This is a genomic window from Pseudoalteromonas sp. CH_XMU1449-3, assembly GCF_037027245.1.
In the GTDB taxonomy this organism is placed as follows: Bacteria; Pseudomonadota; Gammaproteobacteria; order Enterobacterales; family Alteromonadaceae; genus Pseudoalteromonas; species Pseudoalteromonas shioyasakiensis.
The window spans coordinates 1-19,017 of the sequence record NZ_JAYMDY010000011.1; the positions used below are offsets into that span (position 1 = coordinate 1).

14 protein-coding genes are annotated in these 19,017 nt (G+C 40.5%); 10 read left to right on the forward strand and 4 right to left on the reverse strand.

Annotation, left to right across the window (positions count from 1 at the left end; genetic code table 11):
- Positions 1-143: 143 nt before the first annotated feature.
- The 4 genes from WA256_RS14030 to nadC all read right to left on the reverse strand — a co-directional run bounded on the left by WA256_RS14030 (position 144) and on the right by nadC (position 4,522).
- Positions 144-1,370, reverse strand: coding sequence for a type II secretion system F family protein (locus WA256_RS14030; protein ID WP_130166796.1), 1,227 nt, complete (start codon positions 1,368-1,370; stop codon positions 144-146).
- 11 nt (positions 1,371-1,381) lie between these two features.
- Positions 1,382-2,692, reverse strand: a complete 1,311-nt coding sequence (locus WA256_RS14035) for an O-antigen ligase family protein (RefSeq protein ID WP_335992434.1) — start codon at positions 2,690-2,692, stop codon at positions 1,382-1,384.
- 42 nt (positions 2,693-2,734) lie between these two features.
- The gene (locus tag WA256_RS14040) at positions 2,735-3,181 is read right to left on the reverse strand and encodes a pilin (protein WP_130166798.1); all 447 of its coding nucleotides are present in this window, start codon (positions 3,179-3,181) and stop codon (positions 2,735-2,737) included.
- Between the two features lie 492 nt (positions 3,182-3,673).
- A complete protein-coding gene (gene nadC, locus WA256_RS14045; protein ID WP_130166799.1) occupies positions 3,674-4,522 on the reverse strand; it encodes a carboxylating nicotinate-nucleotide diphosphorylase in 849 nt (282 codons plus the stop codon).
- Positions 4,523-4,709: 187 nt separating this feature from the next.
- Between nadC and ampD the strand changes: the two genes are divergently transcribed.
- From ampD to WA256_RS14095, 10 genes are all read left to right on the forward strand, one after another.
- Positions 4,710-5,252 carry a 1,6-anhydro-N-acetylmuramyl-L-alanine amidase AmpD gene (gene ampD / locus WA256_RS14050; RefSeq protein ID WP_130166800.1) on the forward strand — a complete coding sequence of 181 codons (543 nt, stop codon included), beginning with the start codon at positions 4,710-4,712 and terminating at the stop codon, positions 5,250-5,252.
- Positions 5,253-5,273: 21 nt separating this feature from the next.
- Positions 5,274-6,125, forward strand: coding sequence for a beta-lactamase regulator AmpE (gene ampE / locus WA256_RS14055; protein ID WP_130166801.1), 852 nt, complete (start codon positions 5,274-5,276; stop codon positions 6,123-6,125).
- A 454-nt stretch (positions 6,126-6,579) separates the two neighbouring features.
- Entirely contained in the window at positions 6,580-7,329 is a 750-nt protein-coding gene (pdhR, locus tag WA256_RS14060; RefSeq protein ID WP_036965924.1) for a pyruvate dehydrogenase complex transcriptional repressor PdhR, read from the forward strand.
- 84 nt (positions 7,330-7,413) lie between these two features.
- Entirely contained in the window at positions 7,414-10,080 is a 2,667-nt protein-coding gene (gene aceE / locus WA256_RS14065; RefSeq protein WP_062566172.1) for a pyruvate dehydrogenase (acetyl-transferring), homodimeric type, read from the forward strand.
- 9 nt (positions 10,081-10,089) lie between these two features.
- Positions 10,090-11,988: a pyruvate dehydrogenase complex dihydrolipoyllysine-residue acetyltransferase gene (gene aceF, locus WA256_RS14070; RefSeq protein WP_130166802.1), complete on the forward strand. Its 1,899-nt coding sequence runs from the start codon at positions 10,090-10,092 to the stop codon at positions 11,986-11,988.
- A gap of 188 nt (positions 11,989-12,176) precedes the next feature.
- On the forward strand, positions 12,177-13,601 hold the full coding sequence (gene lpdA, locus WA256_RS14075) for a dihydrolipoyl dehydrogenase (protein WP_054562783.1): 1,425 nt from the start codon (positions 12,177-12,179) through the stop codon (positions 13,599-13,601).
- 199 nt (positions 13,602-13,800) lie between these two features.
- Positions 13,801-14,460: a tRNA-uridine aminocarboxypropyltransferase gene (locus WA256_RS14080; RefSeq protein WP_062566192.1), complete on the forward strand. Its 660-nt coding sequence runs from the start codon at positions 13,801-13,803 to the stop codon at positions 14,458-14,460.
- Positions 14,461-15,245: 785 nt separating this feature from the next.
- A complete protein-coding gene (locus WA256_RS14085) occupies positions 15,246-16,250 on the forward strand; it encodes a Fe(3+) ABC transporter substrate-binding protein (protein ID WP_062566170.1) in 1,005 nt (334 codons plus the stop codon).
- A 77-nt stretch (positions 16,251-16,327) separates the two neighbouring features.
- Positions 16,328-17,962, forward strand: coding sequence for an ABC transporter permease (locus WA256_RS14090; RefSeq protein WP_062566169.1), 1,635 nt, complete (start codon positions 16,328-16,330; stop codon positions 17,960-17,962).
- Complete coding sequence (locus WA256_RS14095; protein WP_062566168.1) at positions 17,959-19,002, forward strand: ABC transporter ATP-binding protein; 1,044 nt, start codon at positions 17,959-17,961, stop codon at positions 19,000-19,002. The genes WA256_RS14090 and WA256_RS14095 overlap by 4 nt, the downstream gene beginning before the upstream one ends.
- Positions 19,003-19,017: the final 15 nt, after the last annotated feature.

Genomic DNA, 19,017 nt, shown 5'->3' on the forward strand with positions numbered 1-19,017 from the left:
ACAGCTTACAGCTTACAGCTTACAGCTTACAGCTTACAGCTTACAGCTTACAGCTTACAGCTTACAGCTTACAGCTTACAGCTTACAGCTTACAGCTTACAGCTTACAGCTTACAGCTTACAGCTTACAGCTTACATCTATGTTTAAATCACCGAACCTAATTGGAATATAGGCAGGTACATAGCAACAATTAAACCACCAACAAGCACACCTAATACAGCCATAATCAGTGGCTCAAGTAGGCTCGATAAGCCATCCACGGCATCATCAACCTCTTGCTCATAAATTGTAGCGACTTTAGCTAGCATGCCATCAAGTGAGCCAGACTCTTCACCAATGGCCACCATTTGTACGACCATATCAGGGAAAATCTTAGCGTTTTTCATCGCCCAGTTCATTAAGTTACCTGAACTTACCTCGGCTTTGATTTCTAAAATTGCATAACGATACACCGCATTGCCGGAAGCACCAGCAGCAGAATCAAGTGCATCAACTAAGGGTACACCGGCAGCAAAAGTAGTTGATAGAGTTCGAGCATAGCGAGCAACCGCCGCTTTATTCAAAATCATACCAATAACGGGTAGTTTTAAAATTGCTCTGTCATTGGCATCTCTGAGTTTTTTACTCTTAAGAAGTGCTTCTTTATATACAAAACCTGCAGCGACAACAGCAATAACTATCATCCACCAGTATTCCTGCATAAACTCAGAAATACCAATCACCATTAAAGTAAAAGCAGGTAACTCAGCACCAAAGCCATTAAAAATATCTTGGAATTGTGGTACCACGAATATAAGTAGAATCGAAGTTACAATTAAGGCAACGACTAATACAGCAATAGGGTAAAACATGGCTTTTTTAATTTTCGACTTTAATGCTTCGGCTTTTTCTTTATAAAGTGCTACTCGGTCAAATATTTTATCAAGGGCGCCTGACTGTTCACCTGAGGCTACTAGGTCGCAATATAAATCATCAAAATAGCGCGGATGTTTTCGAAGAGCTTGAGAAAGTGGTACACCAGCTTTTACTTCATCGCCAATTCCTTCCATTAATTTGGTAACACTTTTATTCTTTGCGCCAGAAGCAATCATTTCTATTGTTTGTATTAAAGGAACGCCTGCAACGAGCATAGTTGCGATTTGACGGGTTATTAGAGCAATATCTTTTGCTGTTATCTTCTGAACTCTTGTTCCAAATAATGGTTTCGGTTTACGCTTTACTTTAGAGGGCGTAATACCTTGCTTTCTAAGTTGAGCTTTTACAAGAGCGATACTTTCACCAGATAGTTCACCTTCTAATTTTTTACCTCTGACGCTAACGCCAACCCACTGAAAGGTGTCTATCTTTTTATGTTCTGTTTGTTTTGACATTTTCTATCCTATCACTGGAATAGTTCACAATTAGAGAGGGAAACTTGACCATTTGACCAAAAGTTTGGTCCAAATGGAAAATTACTCAAGCAGTTGAAGCTAATAGCTGAAAGAATTAAATAAGCCCCAATAACTATATATATCGAATAATAAATATTACTCATCGGCTTTTCCAGTAAGTTTTTTGTATTTGTTGAACCTAATAAAAAACCTATCGATAAAAACACAAAAGTTTGAGACATTGGCATTACTAGTGTTCCACTAACAAAAGATAGTAATAGCAATGAAATCAGAGTAAGAAATGATATTTTAAACACATTTGTGTGTTTGTTTTCTTTTATGTGTTTTATTGATTTGAAGATTACTTTATTCAAAATGTAAATCAAAGTAATAGTGAAGAGTAATCCCCAATCATGAATTAATGATAAGAATATATTGTGAGGGTGGCTCAAGCTATATTTAGTGTAACTGTATGTGCCAGCTCCATTTCCTACAAAGAGAGTTTTTATATCAAAGCCTCTAATTGTTTCAATCCATATTTCTATTCTGCCTGAACTCGTTTCCCTAAATAAACTTTTATCAAATGAGCTGGGAGGCTGAAGGTATAAGTATAAAATATATAGGGAAATAGATAAAGTTAGGGCTTTAAATATAAAGTTTAACTCTTTTCTTTTAATTATTTTAATGTAATAACCTAAAAATAAAGTAATTAGCGTTGCAAGCAATGCTCCTCTAGCAGAGCTAATAAAGATAATAAGTAAATTAAGAGTTAGAGATATAAGAGCGATACTTTGATACTTCTTGTTTTTTATAAAAAATAAGGAGTAAAAAATAAAAACCAATTGTAACTGGTTGAAAAATCTTATGTTGTAAAATCCTGCAAAAACCCCGTCTGATGGGAAAACTATATTGTCACTTAAATAAAAAAAGAAATTTAATAAAAAGTATCCTGATAAGAATATGCTAATAGCTATTGAAGTTTTAAACAATAAGCTTGAACCTCTTATAGTTTCCATTCCGAGAACTATAATTCCAAGTAGCAATATATAGTGTAAAATTAATAAACTAGAATAAAAGCTGTTCTCACTAAAAAAAACGCTTAAAAAGGCCAAGAAAAAAAGCAGTGCTAGTGTCAGCTGAAATTTACAACTAATTTTAGAGTAATTTACTTTGGTAATGAGGGGGGCACATAAGGCTAATAAAACAATCTGAGCTGCTCTTTTTTCATTGAAAAGCCCGAGGTATAAAGAGTCTAAAAAAGGGATTGAGCAGACTAATAAAAAAATTGGAATATAAAAATTTTTTAGGGAGATTGTTAACATTTTTTGAAGAAGCCCAAAATAGGGCTTCTCATATTAATTTAATTAGCTTTTACGGCAATTTTGAGGAACGTATTTATTCAAAGTAGAATCGCTTATTTCACAAGACCAGCTTACACTTCCAGTAGTGGCTGATGGAGTAAAAACAAGAGTTCCACTATCAAGAGCCGATACAGAAGTTCCTTGTATAGCTGCAGTAATTACACCATTTTCTCCAACAGTTACTGACTCTACATAAGTTGAAGAGATGTTTGAGGCTGTATCAATTCCTACTTTTGCATTGCTGCCACAATCAGCTGCAGATCCTGAAGAAATGATACATTCACTTACTGCTGTTTTAGCTGAACCTGCAAATGTAATTACTTCACTCATTTTAGCTCGCGTTGTGTAATCTTGATACGCAGGCAGTGCTACTGCAGCAAGAATACCGATGATTGCAACTACAATCATTAATTCAATTAGGGTGAAACCCTGTTGCTTTTGTTGTGTCATTTGTTCCTCTCCTAAAGGATATGATGATTTAGTAAGTTTAGCTGTAACTTCAGCGTTGTAAAACCACAGCTCAATTTACAGGATAAATCTTACAGTTTTACTTAAAACTACTTTTATTAACCTTTAAATGTTAACAAAGCAGCAAAAACTTTACTTGTTAAGCGTGTATAAATTTACTTTAGCATCAATAAATGTTTTTGGAAGCTATTTTCCTGTTCAGTAAGCAGTTTTTCAGAACTTTCCTACCTTTGTTTGATGTAAAATAAGCTTAGTTACACATATTTGTACTATTTATAGACACCGCATCCTTGCAGGAACTTATTGAATTGATTGCAATCTTGTGTAGGTTCAGGACGTGCGTATACAAAATAGTCAAAAGCGCTGAAAAGATATTGATTTTTTGTTATCTGTTCGGCTTTTTACGTATTTAATGCTTTTTTTATTTTCTTGTCAACGAATTAGGTAAAACATTAAATACGTATAAGAGAAATTTTAGCCGTTAAATCTCATTGAAAGATCGATTGATTGTAAATTTTTTGTAAGTGCGCCACTTGAAATAAAGTCAACACCGGCCTGTGAATAAGCTTTTAAAGTTTCAAGTGTCATGTTGCCAGATACCTCAAGCTTTGCTCGCTTATCTGTAAGCACAACAGCTTGTTGAATTTGCTCTACCGTAAAGTTATCAAGCATGATGATATCAGCACCTGCTGTGATGGCTTGTTCAAGCTCAGCAAGTGATTCTACTTCTACTTCGACTGGTTTAGTCGGGTGGTTTAATTTAGCTTGAGCGACTGCTTTATCAATACCACCACAGGCTGCAATGTGGTTTTCTTTAATTAGGAACGCATCAAAAAGGCCGATGCGATGATTCGCGCCACCACCACATTTCACAGCGTATTTTTGTAGCGCACGTAAACCTGGAATTGTTTTACGCGTGTCGAGTAGTTGCGTAGTCGTGCCCTCAAGCTCTTTTACATAATGAGCAGTTGTTGTTGCTGTACCTGATAGTGTTTGTACAAAGTTAAGGGCAGTGCGCTCTGCAGTTAAAATAGCACGCGCTGAGCCAGATGCTGTAAAAAGTGTGCTATTTGCGGCTACTTTGTCGCCGTCATTTACGAGTACGTCAACTTCAACAGAAGGGTCAACTTGCTTAAATACTTCTAAAATAATGTCTTTACCACAAAATACACAGTCTTCACGAGTAATTACTTTGGCATTGGCTAGCTCGTTTGCTGGAATTAGTTGCGCGGTAATATCACCGTCACTTGCGCTTTGGTAATCTAAATCTTCATCAAGGGCGAGTTTTACCAGTTGGCAAATTAAAGTGTGAGGGACTGACATGTCGAAAGCTCATTGTTTATTAATAAATTGGCGAAATTTTACTATGTTTAACCCCTTAATAGAAGACAAAGATCGGCCACAGTAAAGTATCCTTACTCTTACTTTAAGTGATTGAATCAAAGCAACTAGACCCTGAGATTTTAACCCTTTACACTATTTAACTTTATTGTCATCGTTAGTTTTTAATATGCATATAAATGAATTGGGCCAATTAAACAATGTGTTACAAAGGCCCTGTACACATTACGATGAGCGCCCTGAGGGCGAGGTGTCATTACTAGTTATTCATAATATTTCATTGCCAGCAGGGCAGTTTGCAACGCCTTATGTTGATGATTTATTTATGGGGGCAATTGATTGTACGGCACACGAAAGCTTTACTGATTTAAAAGGCTTAAGAGTATCTGCGCATTGCTTTATTCGCCGCACTGGTGAAGTTATTCAATACGTGCCTTTTGAAAAACGAGCTTGGCATGCTGGTATCTCAATGTTTGAAGGTCGAGAGCGCTGCAATGATTTTAGTGTGGGCATTGAGCTTGAAGGTACCGACAACCAAGCGTATACCCAAGCCCAGTATAATGCATTACACTTAGTGACTAAGGCGTTGATGGCAAAGTACCCTGAGATAAACCGTTCGCGCATTGTTGGCCATTGTGATATTGCACCGGGCAGAAAAACTGACCCTGGAGCGAGTTTTGATTGGCAATACTATTTTGATTTAGTGTTTTAGTTAAAGGATATAGGTAAAAGCATGATCTTAATTTCAATAATTATTGCTTTGGTAATTGAGCGTTTAGGGGCTCGAGCTAACTACTGGCAAATCGGTTTTTATGCCAATACCTATCTTAAGCACTCGAAAAAACAACTCTCAGAAAAAGGCTTATTTAATTCGCCAATTGGCTTTTTGGTTTGGTTAATGCTGCCTGTCGTTGCCGCAGGTTTAGTTTATCAACTCTCTGATTTTATTATTTGGCAGCTAGCTGTGAATGTTGCTGTGCTGCTGGTGTGTTTTGGCTGTGCTAAGCAACGTGCTCTATATAAGTCTTACTTAAATGCGTTAACCCGCAACGATCAAGAAGCGGCTACCTTATTTGCATTACAGATGGGTCAAAAGAAGACAGAAGATGATCCTCAAGGTGAAACTTTTGGCCAAACTTTAGCTTGGTTAAATTTTCGCTTTTACTGTGCAGTTATTTTTTGGTTTGTGGTTTTAGGTGTACCTGGCGCGGTTCTTTATGCGCTAGTTCGAACCTTTGCTGATAAAGTAAGAGACGACCATCAAGTGGCTTACGCTAAACGTTTTAAACTGATCCATAGCTTACTATTTTGGCTCGATTGGTTACCAGCACGGGTTGCAAGCTTTGGTTATTTAGTGATTGGTAACTTTAATAAAGGTACCAGTTGTTGGCTGAAGTATGTGCTCGACTTTACAGTGAGTAACCGAAAAGTAGTTACGCAAACTGCACTTGCCGCTGAGCAAATTGAGCAGCAACATTTTGGCTGCACTTACGAAGCCACTTGCATGATGAAGCTTGTAAAAAGAAATGTATTGTTCTTTTTAGTGATCATAGCAGCATTAACCCTGTTTGGTGGGTTGGCTTAGCCGCGATTTTTATATCGCGTTTTGATTTATAGGTGTGTACGAGTTTTGACGCGGGGTAAACCCGCTGCTACAAAGCTACTCAATTCAACTAACATCTAAAACCTGACCTCTAAAAGCTTTTGTCGCGGGGGGAAACCCGCTGCTACAAAGCTGCTCAATTCATCTAAAATCTTAAATCTGGCCTCTAGTAGCTTTGTCTATCAATCTGGTCTGACCATTTATTTTTTATTGTTTTTTCCTTCAGAAAAAGCCACTTTAATCCATACTGTTTAATCTTTAGACGAATTACGTTAGGGTGTAACTAGGCGCTGAGCGTAGTGAAATTGACAGAAATACGGGTTTTTGATAACGTATGCGACAAATTTGGTATGACCAATTTACCTTTTTGGTCAAGGCACAAGGCTAAATACCCGATATTTATGGGGTTAGCGCATAACAATGCGGACGTTAATAAATGTCTTTAAAGATTAAAGCAGCAAAATTATCTGATGTTATTTTACAACAACTTGAGAATATGATTCTTGAGGGGTCGTTAGCGCCAGGCGAAAAGCTGCCTCCTGAACGTGAATTAGCGAAACAATTTGAAGTATCGCGACCTTCATTGCGTGAGGCGATTCAAAAGCTAGAAGCCAAGGGGTTAGTAACGCGTCGCCAAGGTGGTGGAACGTTCGTAAAAAATCAGCTTGAAGAGGGGCTCACTGATCCGCTTTTTGATTTGATTAGTAAGCATCCAGAGTCACAATTTGATTTACTCGAATTTCGTCATGCCCTTGAAGGAATCGCAGCATATTATGCAGCTATGCGTGGCACAACGAATGACTTCAAAAAAGTAAAACAAAGCTTTGACAACATTGCGCTCGTTAATGACGACATTGTGCAAAAAGCAAAAGCAATTAATGCATTCCATTTTAGTGTGGCAGAAGCGTCTCATAACGTTGTACTGCTACATTTAGTACGTGGTATGCAGGCCTTGCTAGAGCAAAATGTATTGCAGAATTTAACTGTACTGTTAAAAAAACCACAGATCAGCCAGCAGCTCGCAGAACATAGACGACTGTTGATGGATGCGGTTATTGAAGGAAACCCAGAGCAAGCACGTCTTGCTAGTAATGCTCACTTAGCCTTTATCGAAGAAGCCTTGCTTGAGGCTGGCAAAGAGCATTCGCGGATTGAACGTAGTTTAAGACGCACCAAACAACATTAAGCAAGTGATTAGCTAAGTTTAGTTAACTACTTAATTTAAGATTTATTAAAATAATTAGTATTTTAAACATAAGGAAACCTCCATATGTCTGAAGTCAATAAAATTGACGTAGACGCGCTAGAAACACAAGAGTGGTTACAAGCCCTTGAGTCTGTTGTGCGTGAAGAAGGTGTTGAACGTGCTCAATTCTTACTTGAGCAAGTGTTAGAGCAAGCCCGTTTAGACGGTGTTGATATGCCTACTGGCACAACCACTAACTACGTTAATACCATTCCGGTAGATCAAGAACCTGCTTACCCAGGTGACGTAAACATTGAACGTCGTATTCGTTCAATCATTCGTTGGAATGCGATCATGATCGTATTACGTGCGTCGAAAAAAGATCTAGACTTAGGCGGCCATATGGCGTCTTACCAGTCTTCAGCGGCATTCTATGAAGTATGTTTTAACCACTTCTTCAAAGCACCAAACGATGTAGATGGTGGTGATTTAGTTTATTACCAAGGTCACATTTCTCCAGGTATCTATGCACGTGCATTTGTTGAAGGTCGTTTAACAGCTGAGCAGCTTGACAACTTCCGTCAAGAAGTTGATGGTAAAGGTCTTCCTTCATACCCACACCCTAAGTTAATGCCTGAATTCTGGCAGTTCCCTACGGTATCAATGGGTCTTGGTCCAATTGCATCAATCTACCAAGCTCGTTTCTTAAAATACCTAGACGGTCGTGGCTTAAAAGACACTAAAAACCAACGTGTATACGCTTTCTTAGGCGATGGTGAAATGGATGAGCCAGAATCACGTGGTGCAATCTCATTCGCTGCACGTGAGAAGCTAGATAACCTATGTTACCTAATCAACTGTAACTTACAGCGTTTAGATGGCCCAGTAATGGGTAACGGTAAGATCATTCAAGAGCTTGAAGGCCTATTCAAAGGTGCAGGCTGGAACGTGATTAAAGTTGTATGGGGTAGTGGTTGGGATATCCTACTTGCTAAAGATACATCAGGTAAATTACTGCAGTTAATGAACGAAACTATTGACGGTGATTACCAAACATATAAAGCAAAAGACGGTGCATATGTTCGTGAGCACTTCTTCGGTCGTTACCCAGAAACAGCAGCACTTGTTGCTGATATGACTGATGAAGAGATCTTCGCACTTAAGCGTGGTGGTCATGAGCCGTCAAAACTTTACGCTGCATTCAAAAAAGCGGAAGAAACCAAAGACCGTCCAACTGTTATCCTAGCTAAAACTGTAAAAGGTTACGGCATGGGTGAAGCGGCTGAAGGTAAAAACATCGCGCACCAAGTTAAGAAAATGGACATGACCCACGTTGAGCACTTACGTTCACGTTTAGGTCTACAAGATTTAGTTTCTGATGAAGAAATTAAAGACTTGCCATATCTTACTCTTGAAGAAGGCTCTGAAGAGTACAAGTATCTTCACGCTCGCCGTGAAGCGCTACAAGGTTACACACCTAAGCGTATTCCTAAGTTTTCTGAAAGCTTAACATTGCCAGAAGTTGACGCGTTCAAGCCACTACTTGAAGAGCAAAAACGTGACATCTCTACAACAATGGGCTTTGTACGTGCACTCAACGTATTACTAAAAGACAAAGGCATTGGTAAAAACATCGTTCCTATCATCGCTGATGAAGCGCGTACATTTGGTATGGAAGGTTTATTCCGTCAAATCGGTATTTATAACCCGCATGGCCAAAACTACACGCCACAAGACCGTGACATCGTTTCTTACTATAAAGAAGCAACATCAGGTCAGGTACTACAAGAAGGTATCAACGAGTTAGGTGCAATGTCATCATGGGTTGCTGCTGCAACATCATACAGCACTAACGATTTACCAATGATCCCATTCTACATCTACTACTCAATGTTTGGTTTCCAACGTGTAGGTGATATGGCATGGATGGCTGGTGACCAACAAGCACGTGGTTTCCTACTAGGTGCTACGGCAGGTCGTACTACACTAAACGGTGAAGGTTTACAGCACGAAGATGGTCACAGCCACATTCTTGCTAACACGGTTCCTAACTGTATTTCTTATGATCCGACATTCGCATACGAAGTAGCGGTAATCATGCAAGACGGTATCCGTCGCATGTACGGTGAAGACCAAGAAAACGTGTTCTATTACCTAACGCTAATGAACGAAAACTACCATCAACCAGCAATGCCAGAAGGCGCTGAAGAAGGTATTCGTAAAGGTATCTATAAACTTGAAACTGTGGCTGGCGATAAAGCGAAAGTACAGTTACTAGGTTCAGGTACTATCATGATTGAAGTGCGCAAAGCGGCACAAATCCTGAGCGAAGAGTATGGTATTGGTTCAGATGTATTCTCTGTAACATCATTCAACGAGTTAACTCGTGACGGTCAAGACGCTGAGCGTTTTAACATGCTTAACCCAGAAGCAGAGCAAAAGACTGCTTACATCACGAACGCATTAACAGATGCCGTGACTGTTGCAGCAACAGACTACATGAAGAACTACGCAGAACAAGTTCGTTCATTCGTACCAAGCAGCAACTACAAAGTGTTAGGTACTGATGGTTACGGTCGTTCTGATAGCCGTGAAAACTTACGTCGTCACTTCGAAGTGAATGCTGGTTATGTTGTGGTTGCAACACTATCTGAGCTTGCTAAACGTGGTGAAGTTGAGAAGTCAGTGGTTGTTGAAGCAATCAAGAAATTCGACATCGACACAAACAAAGTTAACCCGCTATACGCATAAGAGGTTCCAATGAGTATTGAAATTAATGTACCAGATATCGGTGGCGATGAAGTTGAAGTAACCGAAATCCTTGTTAGCGTTGGTGATAAGGTTGAGGTTGACCAATCGTTATTAACGGTTGAAGGCGACAAAGCATCAATGGAAGTACCTGCTGCACAAGCAGGTACGGTTAAAGAAATTAAAGTAGCTGAAGGTGATACGGTAACTACGGGTTCACTTATCATGATCTTCGAAGGTGAAGAACAAGCTGCGGCTCCTGCAGAGGCTAAAGAAGATACGCCAGCTCCAGCAGCTGCGCCTGCAACTTCTGCTACACAGGAAGTAACTGTGCCAGATATCGGCGATGATGAAGTTGAAGTAACTGAAATCATGGTTGCGGTAGGTGACACGGTTGAAGAAGAGCAATCTTTATTAAGCGTTGAAGGCGATAAAGCATCAATGGAAGTACCTGCTCCAATGGCGGGTACGGTTAAAGAGATCAAAATCGCGACTGGCGATAAAGTGAAAACGGGCTCTCTAATCTTCGTTTTTGAAACAGCTTCAAGCGGTTCAGAAGCGCCTGCTGCAGAACCAGCACCAGCTGAAGCAGCGCCGGCAGCAGCGGCATCAAGCACTAAAGAAGTAAACGTGCCTGATATCGGTGGTGACGAAGTTGAAGTAACCGAAGTGATGGTTGCTGTTGGCGATAAGGTTGAAGAAGATCAATCAATCTTAAACGTTGAAGGCGATAAAGCATCAATGGAAGTACCAGCACCATTTGCCGGTACTGTTAAAGAAATCAAAGTAGCTGCTGGGGATAAAGTATCAACTGGCTCACTTATCTTTGTATTTGAAGTAGCGGGTAGTGCACCAGCTGCAGCGGCACCTGCTCCTGCAAAAGCTGAGGCAACTCCTGCACCTGCAGCAAAAGCGCCTGCAGCTGAAAAGCCTGCATCAGCACCTGCAAGCAACGAAGGTTTTGCAGATAACAAAGCGTATGCACATGCATCGCCTGTTGTACGTCGTTTAGCGCGTGAGTTTGGTATTAACCTAGCAAACGTAAAAGGCACGGGTCGTAAGAATCGTGTTGTGAAAGAAGACGTACAAAACTACGTGAAAGATCTTGTGAAGAAAGTTGAGTCAGGTCAGCTATCTGCAGGTAAAGGTAATGCCGGTGGCGGTGAGTTAGGTCTTATCCCTTGGCCTAAGGTTGATTTTGCTAAGTTTGGTGAAATCGAAGAGAAGAAACTTTCTCGTATCCAGAAGCTATCAGGTGCTAACTTACACCGTAACTGGGTGCAAATCCCGCATGTTACACAGTTTGACGAAGCTGATATCACAAGCCTTGAAGCATTCCGTAAAGAGCAAAATGCCCTTGCTGAGAAGAAAAAGCTGGGTGTTAAAATCACACCACTTGTATTTGTGATGAAAGCAGCGGCGAAAGCATTGGCTGAATTCCCAACGTTTAACTCTTCACTGTCTGAAGACGGCGAAAGCTTAATCTTGAAGAAATACATCAATATCGGTGTTGCAGTTGATACGCCAAATGGTCTAGTTGTTCCAGTGTTCAAAGATGTTGATAAGAAAGGCATCATTGAACTTTCTCGTGAGTTAATGGATATTTCTAAGAAAGCACGTGACGGCAAGCTAACTTCATCTGATATGCAAGGCGGTTGTTTCACAATCTCAAGCCTTGGTGGTATCGGTGGTACAGCGTTCACGCCAATTGTGAATGCGCCAGAAGTTGCTATCTTGGGTGTATCTAAGTCAGAAATGAAACCTAAGTGGAATGGCAAAGAGTTTGAACCTAAATTAATGGTTCCATTATCAATGTCATACGACCATAGGGTTATTGACGGTGCACTAGCAGCACGCTTTACTGTGACGCTAGCAAGCTACATGAGCGATATTCGTCAATTGGTGATGTAATCGTCTCATAATTTATAAGAATCAAATCCCAGCAAGTTGTTTTTTGCTGGGATTTTTACCATTGGCAATGATACAATCTTTGCCATAGAACAATCTTGGTATAGATATCTGCTCTCCCTTTCTGCCTTGCAGAAACATGGCAGTTAAACTTAGGGGCAGTGTCCCGTTCAAACATTTAAGGTAATAGCATGAGCAACGAATTAAAAACTCAAGTTGTTGTACTAGGCGGTGGTCCTGGTGGTTATTCTGCGGCTTTCCGTGCTGCTGACTTGGGCTTAGAAGTTACACTGGTAGAATCTCGCAACACATTAGGCGGTGTATGTCTAAATGTGGGTTGTATTCCTTCAAAAGCACTTTTACACGTAGCTAAAGTGATTGATGACGCAGCTGAAATGTCATCTCACGGCGTTACTTTTGGCAAGCCTGAAATCGACCTAGACAAAATCCGTGATTGGAAAGAGTCTGTAATCGGTCAACTAACTGGCGGCCTAGACGGCATGGCTAAAATGCGTAAAGTGAAAGTAGTTAGCGGCTACGGTAAATTCACTGGCAGCAACACACTTGCTGTTGAAGGTGAAGACGGTACAACAACAATCACTTTTGACAATGCTATTATTGCAGCGGGTTCTCAACCTGTTAACTTACCTTTCATCCCTGAAGATGACCGTGTAATTGACTCAACTGGTGCGCTAGAGCTTAAAGACGTTCCTGAGAAACTACTAGTTTTAGGTGGTGGTATCATCGGTCTTGAAATGGGTACTGTATACCGTGCACTAGGTTCTGAAATCGACGTAGTTGAGTTTGCTGATCAATTAGTACCAGCAGCTGATAAAGACGTTATCAAGATCTACCAAAAATACGTTAAGAACAAGTTCAACGTAATGCTTTCTACTAAAGTTGTTGGCGTTGAAGCGAAAGAAGACGGTCTATACGTTTCATTCGAAGGTAAAAACGCACCAGCTGACGCAGTACGTTACGACAAAGTACTTGTTGCTGTTGGTCGTACACCTAACGGTAAATTACTTGACGCTGATAAGGCAGGCGTTAACGTTGATGAGCGTGGTTTCATCAATGTTGATAAACAGCTTAAAACAAACGTTGATCACATCTTCGCTATCGGTGATATCGTTGGTCAACCAATGCTTGCACACAAAGCGGTTCACGAAGCTCACGTTGCTGCAGAAGTTATCTCTGGTCAGAAACACTTCTTCGATCCTAAGTGCATTCCTTCAATCGCATACACAGATCCAGAAATCGCATGGGTTGGTGTAACTGAGAAAGAAGCTAAAGAGCAAGGTTTAAGCATCGAAACTGCTGTATTCCCTTGGGCTGCTTCTGGTCGTGCAATCGCTTCAGCACGTACTGAAGGTCAAACTAAGCTAATCTTCGATAAAGACTCAGGTCGCGTTATCGGTGGTGCTATGGTTGGTATCAACGCAGGTGAAATGCTTGGTGAAATCGGCTTAGCAGTTGAAATGGGCGCAGACGGTGAAGACCTAGCGTTAACTATTCACGCTCACCCAACATTAAACGAATCAATCGGTCTAGCTGCTGAAATCTTCGAAGGTTCAATCACTGACCTTCCAAACAAAAAAGCAGTTAAAAAGAAGTAAGTTCTTTTGACTAATCGTTTTAAAAACCCAGCTCCGGCTGGGTTTTTTGTTTTTTAACTATAAGCTTTAAGATCTAGCTGCTTATAGCTTGCAGCTTAATACTTAGATCAATATCTATTCCCCATATTTTTAGCTACAATACGCGCCGTTTAATTATCTGGTAAATACAGTGGCTACTATCTCAAATAATTCAGTGTTAATGCTTCGTGCTCAGCAAATGACTGAGTCTCGTCGTGAATTCAAAGCGCGAGGAGCAAAGCTAACGCGTTGTGAGCGTTGTTTATTAGCGGAACACTATTGTATTTGTGAAGGCGTTGAGCAAGCTCAGTGTGATGCCGCGGTCTGTTTACTTATGTACCATAATGAGAGTTTTAAGCCGTCAAATACTGGTCGTTTAATTGCTGAAATCGTGCCAGATAACCATGCCTTTAAGTGGGATAGAACAAATCCAGATGACGCCTTATTAAGCTTGTTGGCAGATCCTCAGTATCAGCCTATGGTTATTTTTCCTGCCAGCGATGTTGATGATGAAGAGCGCGTGATCACCGAAGTAACTTCTGTTGAAGGTAAGCGTCCATTGTTTATCTTTTTAGATGGGACTTGGCGCGAAGCAAAGAAAATGATCCGTAAAAGCCCTTATCTAGATAATTTTCCTGTGCTTTCAATTACGCCTGAAAAGCTATCTGATTATCGATTACGTGTTGCCCCGCATGAGCATCAGCTAGGCACCGCTGAGGTGGCTATTATGGTACTTGCCCTTGCGGGTGAGAAAGATGCTACACAAAAGCTTGAGCAACATTTTATTAAGTTTAGAGATGCCTATCTGCTAGGTAAGCGTAATAAGGGACGACCGGAGTAATAATTTATTGTAGGCAAAAGAAAAGCGCGTACTATCTCTAGTCGCGCTTGCGGAATCTTCTTAATTTTTTGCATCCTGCAATTGAATCTAATCAACTCCCTAAACTTTGCCAATCCATGCTATTACACTTTACTTATTGGTTCTGTGTAATATAAGGCAATCCCGCCTTGTTTCCTTGTCAGTCCTTTACATCCTTGCTGGTAAATACTTTACCACTCCCTTACGTGCCATCCTGACACTATCCCTTTATTTGCAAATCCGTTGCGATGCCCTAACGGCCTGTCCTTTATTCCACTTTTTGAACTTCCTGTATAACAACGTCCTGTTGTCATGCCATTCCACATCATCCTGATGTTGTCCGTAGGTTGTCACTCCATTGCGTTACTCTTCCTGAGCCTGTCCTTGATTCCTTATTCTCCTAATGAACCTTATTCCGCGGTATTATGAGTAATGCTTCCTTATCCATCTACTCATTAAGCTTCTTGCTTAGTTGATGTAAGTAATTATAGAGAAATGGGCAAAGCTGAGTAGGTCAAAATCTTACTTAATCTGCTGGTTATTTTATTGTCATTTAAAGTATGTTGTTATATTTCAAATGTTTATCTTGTTTTGTGCAGTGTTTGCTGGTGGTTTTTACTCAATAACTGCCATGTGGGTGAGATATGTCTTACATGTAAATTCCTAAATGGCAGTTAGGTTGATTGAAATATAAGTTTAAACGGGTGCACTTTGCCCTAACTCTAGGTAAAATATTTTGATAATTGTTACTATTTAGGTGCTATAAAATGAAGAAAACAGCCTTAGTATTACTTAGCGCATTATTAAGCGCGCCTACATTTGCTGCAGATGTAGTAAATATTTACTCGTTTCGTCAACCATTCTTAATTCAGCCTATTTTGGATGATTTCACTAAGCAAACAGGTATTAAAACTAACGTGGTTTTTGCCAAAAAAGGGTTAATTGAACGTGTAAAGCGTGAAGGTAAGCACAGTAAGGCTGATTTAGTATTAACCTCTAATTTTAGTGCGCTGATTCAATTAGAGGACTTAGGCTTAACGCAATCAATTAATAGTGATGTGGTTAATGCGAATGTGCCAAGCACTTTTCGCGATGGCGACGGTCAATGGATAGCACTTACTAAACGTGTACGTAATGTTTACTCTGCAAAAGAGCGTGTTGGTGCACTTGCTGAATTAACTTACGAAGATTTAGCAGACCCAAAATACAAAGGTAAGATCTGCACTCGATCTGGTAAACACCCTTACAATTTAGGTTTAGTTGCTTCTATGGTTGCTCACCATGGCGAAGCAAAAACTAAGCAATGGCTTGAGGGCGTAAAAGCCAATTTAGCACGTAAGCCGCAAGGTAATGACAGAGCGCAAGTCAAAGCCGTAAAAGAAGGTTTATGCGATCTGGCGTTAGGCAACAGCTATTATTTTGGCAAAATGATGCAAGATGAGCAGCAAAAATCATGGGCTGAAGCGGTTTATATTAACTTCCCTAACCAAACAAACCGTGGCTCTCATATCAATGTATCGGGCGTTGTTATGACCCGTTATGCTAAAAACCCTGAAAATGCCTTGAAACTGGTTGAGTATATGACCGACAATAAGGCGCAAAATATGTATGCTTCAGTTAATATGGAATACCCTGTAAAGCAAGGGGTTGCATTATCTGAGATGGTTGCATCATGGGGGGAGTTTAAAGAAGATAGCCTTCCTCTTGATGAGATCAGCAAATATCGCCCTGTGGCACTGAAGCTGATTGACGAAGTAAAGTTTGATTTATAACGAGGATATTTCTCGTAACACATTTTTATAAAAGCTGTTTTTTAACAGCTTTTATTTTATCTGGTATTAATCCACTTATGCATGTGAAGTTTTCGCTGTCGCGTTGGCAGCTTATAGCCTGGCTTATTGGCCTGTTGCTTGTTACGCCATTAGGCTTTTTATTATTTGAATCTCTGCAAGGAGATTCAGATGTATTTCAGCACCTTTTCGATACTGTGCTGTGGGATTATACCCGTAATACACTCATACTCATTGCAGGGGTAGGGCTGTTAAGTTGTGTAATTGCATTGCCGCTAGCTTGGCTAACCGCATATTGCGAGTTTCCTGGGCGTAAGCAATTTGAATGGGCATTAATGCTGCCATTAGCAATGCCAACTTATCTCATCGCCTATGTGTATACCGACTTACTTGATTACGCAGGGCCAGTACAAATCACCCTTAGAGACTGGTTTGGTTGGCAATCACCAGACGATTACTGGTTTTTTGATATTCGTACATTAACTGGGGCTATTATTATGATTGCCTTGGTACTCTATCCTTACTTATTCCTTATTTTTAAAACGGCACTCAGAGAGCAGTCTTTTAAACTAGTACAAGCTAGTCAGCTGATGGGTCTATCACCATTACAAAGCTTTTTACGCGTTAGTTTGCCTCTTGGTCGTGGGGCGATTGTGGCAGGGGTTACATTAATCAGTATGGAAGCTATGGCTGATTTTGCTACCGTCAATTACTTTGCTGTAAGTACGCTCACTACCGCTGTATACGATACGTGGCTTGGCTATTACTCATTAACTGCTGCGGCGAAAATCTCAGGCATTATGTTACTGATTTTGTTTTTAACCATCATGGTTGAACGCTTTAGTCGTCGTAATCAAGCCGTGTATGAACGTCAGTCAAGCGTAAACAGCGCAACCTTGTATCGCTTAAAAGGCGGTGCGGCGTGGGCTGCAAGCTTGGCTTGTACCGTTGTGCTAATACTGGCTTTTATCCTGCCGGTTGGGGTGTTAGTTAAATACGCCATTGTTTATGCAGATGAAGCATGGAATGGGGCATTCTTTAATTACGCTTGGCAAAGCTTCAAAGTGGCTATTGTGGTGAGTATTGCAACTATCCTATTGAGCTTATTGGTATTGTTTTATCAACGCATTGCGAAACAAGCTTACCCTTTGATCCCAGGACGTTTAGCAAGTACTGGCTACGCCTTACCTGGTACTGTGTTAGCTATTGCCGTATTGCTCCCATTAACTCAGTTAGATGATGCATTAAACAATTGGCTTGAGCCTTTTGGTTTATCACCAGGGTTACTTCTGAGCGGCACTTTATTTGCGATGATTTTTGCTTATGTTGTACGTTTTTATGCGATTGCGCATGGCGCGCTTGAAAGCAGTTTTTTACGTATTAGCCCTTCATTAGATATGGCTAGCCAATCAATGGGCAAAGGGCCCTTACAAACCTTGTGGCGAGTACATTTACCACTGTTAAAGCGCGGCATTCTAACAGCTGGCTTGTTAGTGTTTATTGAGTGCATGAAAGAGTTACCTGCGGCTTTATTACTCAGACCTTTTAATTTTGAAACCCTGGCAACTCATGTTTTTCAATATGTTAGTGATGAGCAATTGGAGCTTGCGTCAATTTCAGCCTTGTTTATCGTGTTAGTTGGGTTAATCCCTTTGTATTTCGTTAATCGTTCGATGGAGCAAAATCACTCATGAGTCATTTGATAATTAAAGACTTAGCTTATCAGTACAATGCGACTCAGGTGTTGAGTGAACTAAACCTCAATGTAGAACAAGATGAAATCGTCTGTTTGCTTGGCGCAAGTGGCTGCGGCAAAACCACCACTTTAAAGGCAATTGCCGGAATTTTACAGCCTGAGCAAGGCTATATGAGTATTGATTCAAAAGTGGTCAACGATAGTGGACTGTTTGTTGCACCGGAAAAACGTAATATTGGCATGATGTTCCAAGACTATGCGTTGTTTCCTCATTTAACGGTAAGCGACAACATTGCGTTTGGGCTAAGCAATATGAGTAAAGCGCAAAAGCGCGAGCGTGTAGATGAAATGCTTAGCCTTGTTAAACTCGATGGTTGTGCAAAGCGATATCCGCATCAGCTTTCTGGTGGACAGCAGCAACGAGTGGCAATAGCCCGTGCACTTGCTTACAAACCAAGTTTATTATTACTTGATGAGCCATTCTCGAATATTGATACACAAGTGCGTTTTGAGCTTATTGCCGATATACGTCGCATTATTAAAGCTCAGCAGGTTTCTGCGGTATTTGTTACCCACTCGAAGGAAGAAGCTTTCGCGTTTGCCGACACGCTTGCGGTTATGCATGGTGGAAAAATCGCCCAACAAGGCTCTCCTGAGCAGTTATTTAGCCAACCTAACTCAAAGGTGGTTGCAGAGTTTCTTGGTACGGGCATATACTTAACGGCAAAAGTATTAACGCCAACTGAATATGAGACGGCGTTTGGTGTGATTCACTCATTGACACCGAACAATGCAGATTGTCAGCAAGGTCAAGTGTATATAAGACCACATCATATTCAGTTGTGTGAAGCTGCGCACAGTGACGCAAACAGTTTAACTATCTTGCACAGGCGCTTTATCGGTACGCGTTATGTATATCGAATCAATATTGCAGGGCAAGAGTGTGAAGTTGCTGCAGAGCAAGACCGCGTGTTAGCTGTTGAGCAGCCTGTAAAAATAAAAATAATGCCGCACACAGTCAATTTTTTTCATGATTAGTAATAAATAACAATC

Excerpts from the sequence above, each read along its gene's own strand:
- nadC (WP_130166799.1), bottom strand. The coding sequence starts at position 4,522 with ATGTCAGTCCCTCACACTTTAATTTGCCAACTGGTAAAACTCGCCCTT.
- lpdA (WP_054562783.1), top strand. The coding sequence starts at position 12,177 with ATGAGCAACGAATTAAAAACTCAAGTTGTTGTACTAGGCGGTGGTCCT.
- pdhR (WP_036965924.1), top strand. The coding sequence starts at position 6,580 with ATGTCTTTAAAGATTAAAGCAGCAAAATTATCTGATGTTATTTTACAA.
- aceE (WP_062566172.1), top strand. The coding sequence starts at position 7,414 with ATGTCTGAAGTCAATAAAATTGACGTAGACGCGCTAGAAACACAAGAG.
- ampE (WP_130166801.1), top strand. The coding sequence starts at position 5,274 with ATGATCTTAATTTCAATAATTATTGCTTTGGTAATTGAGCGTTTAGGG.
- WA256_RS14035 (WP_335992434.1), bottom strand. The coding sequence starts at position 2,692 with ATGTTAACAATCTCCCTAAAAAATTTTTATATTCCAATTTTTTTATTA.
- WA256_RS14030 (WP_130166796.1), bottom strand. The coding sequence starts at position 1,370 with ATGTCAAAACAAACAGAACATAAAAAGATAGACACCTTTCAGTGGGTT.
- WA256_RS14090 (WP_062566169.1), top strand. The coding sequence starts at position 16,328 with ATGCATGTGAAGTTTTCGCTGTCGCGTTGGCAGCTTATAGCCTGGCTT.
- ampD (WP_130166800.1), top strand. The coding sequence starts at position 4,710 with ATGCATATAAATGAATTGGGCCAATTAAACAATGTGTTACAAAGGCCC.
- WA256_RS14085 (WP_062566170.1), top strand. The coding sequence starts at position 15,246 with ATGAAGAAAACAGCCTTAGTATTACTTAGCGCATTATTAAGCGCGCCT.
- WA256_RS14080 (WP_062566192.1), top strand. The coding sequence starts at position 13,801 with ATGCTTCGTGCTCAGCAAATGACTGAGTCTCGTCGTGAATTCAAAGCG.
- WA256_RS14095 (WP_062566168.1), top strand. The coding sequence starts at position 17,959 with ATGAGTCATTTGATAATTAAAGACTTAGCTTATCAGTACAATGCGACT.
- WA256_RS14040 (WP_130166798.1), bottom strand. The coding sequence starts at position 3,181 with ATGACACAACAAAAGCAACAGGGTTTCACCCTAATTGAATTAATGATT.
- aceF (WP_130166802.1), top strand. The coding sequence starts at position 10,090 with ATGAGTATTGAAATTAATGTACCAGATATCGGTGGCGATGAAGTTGAA.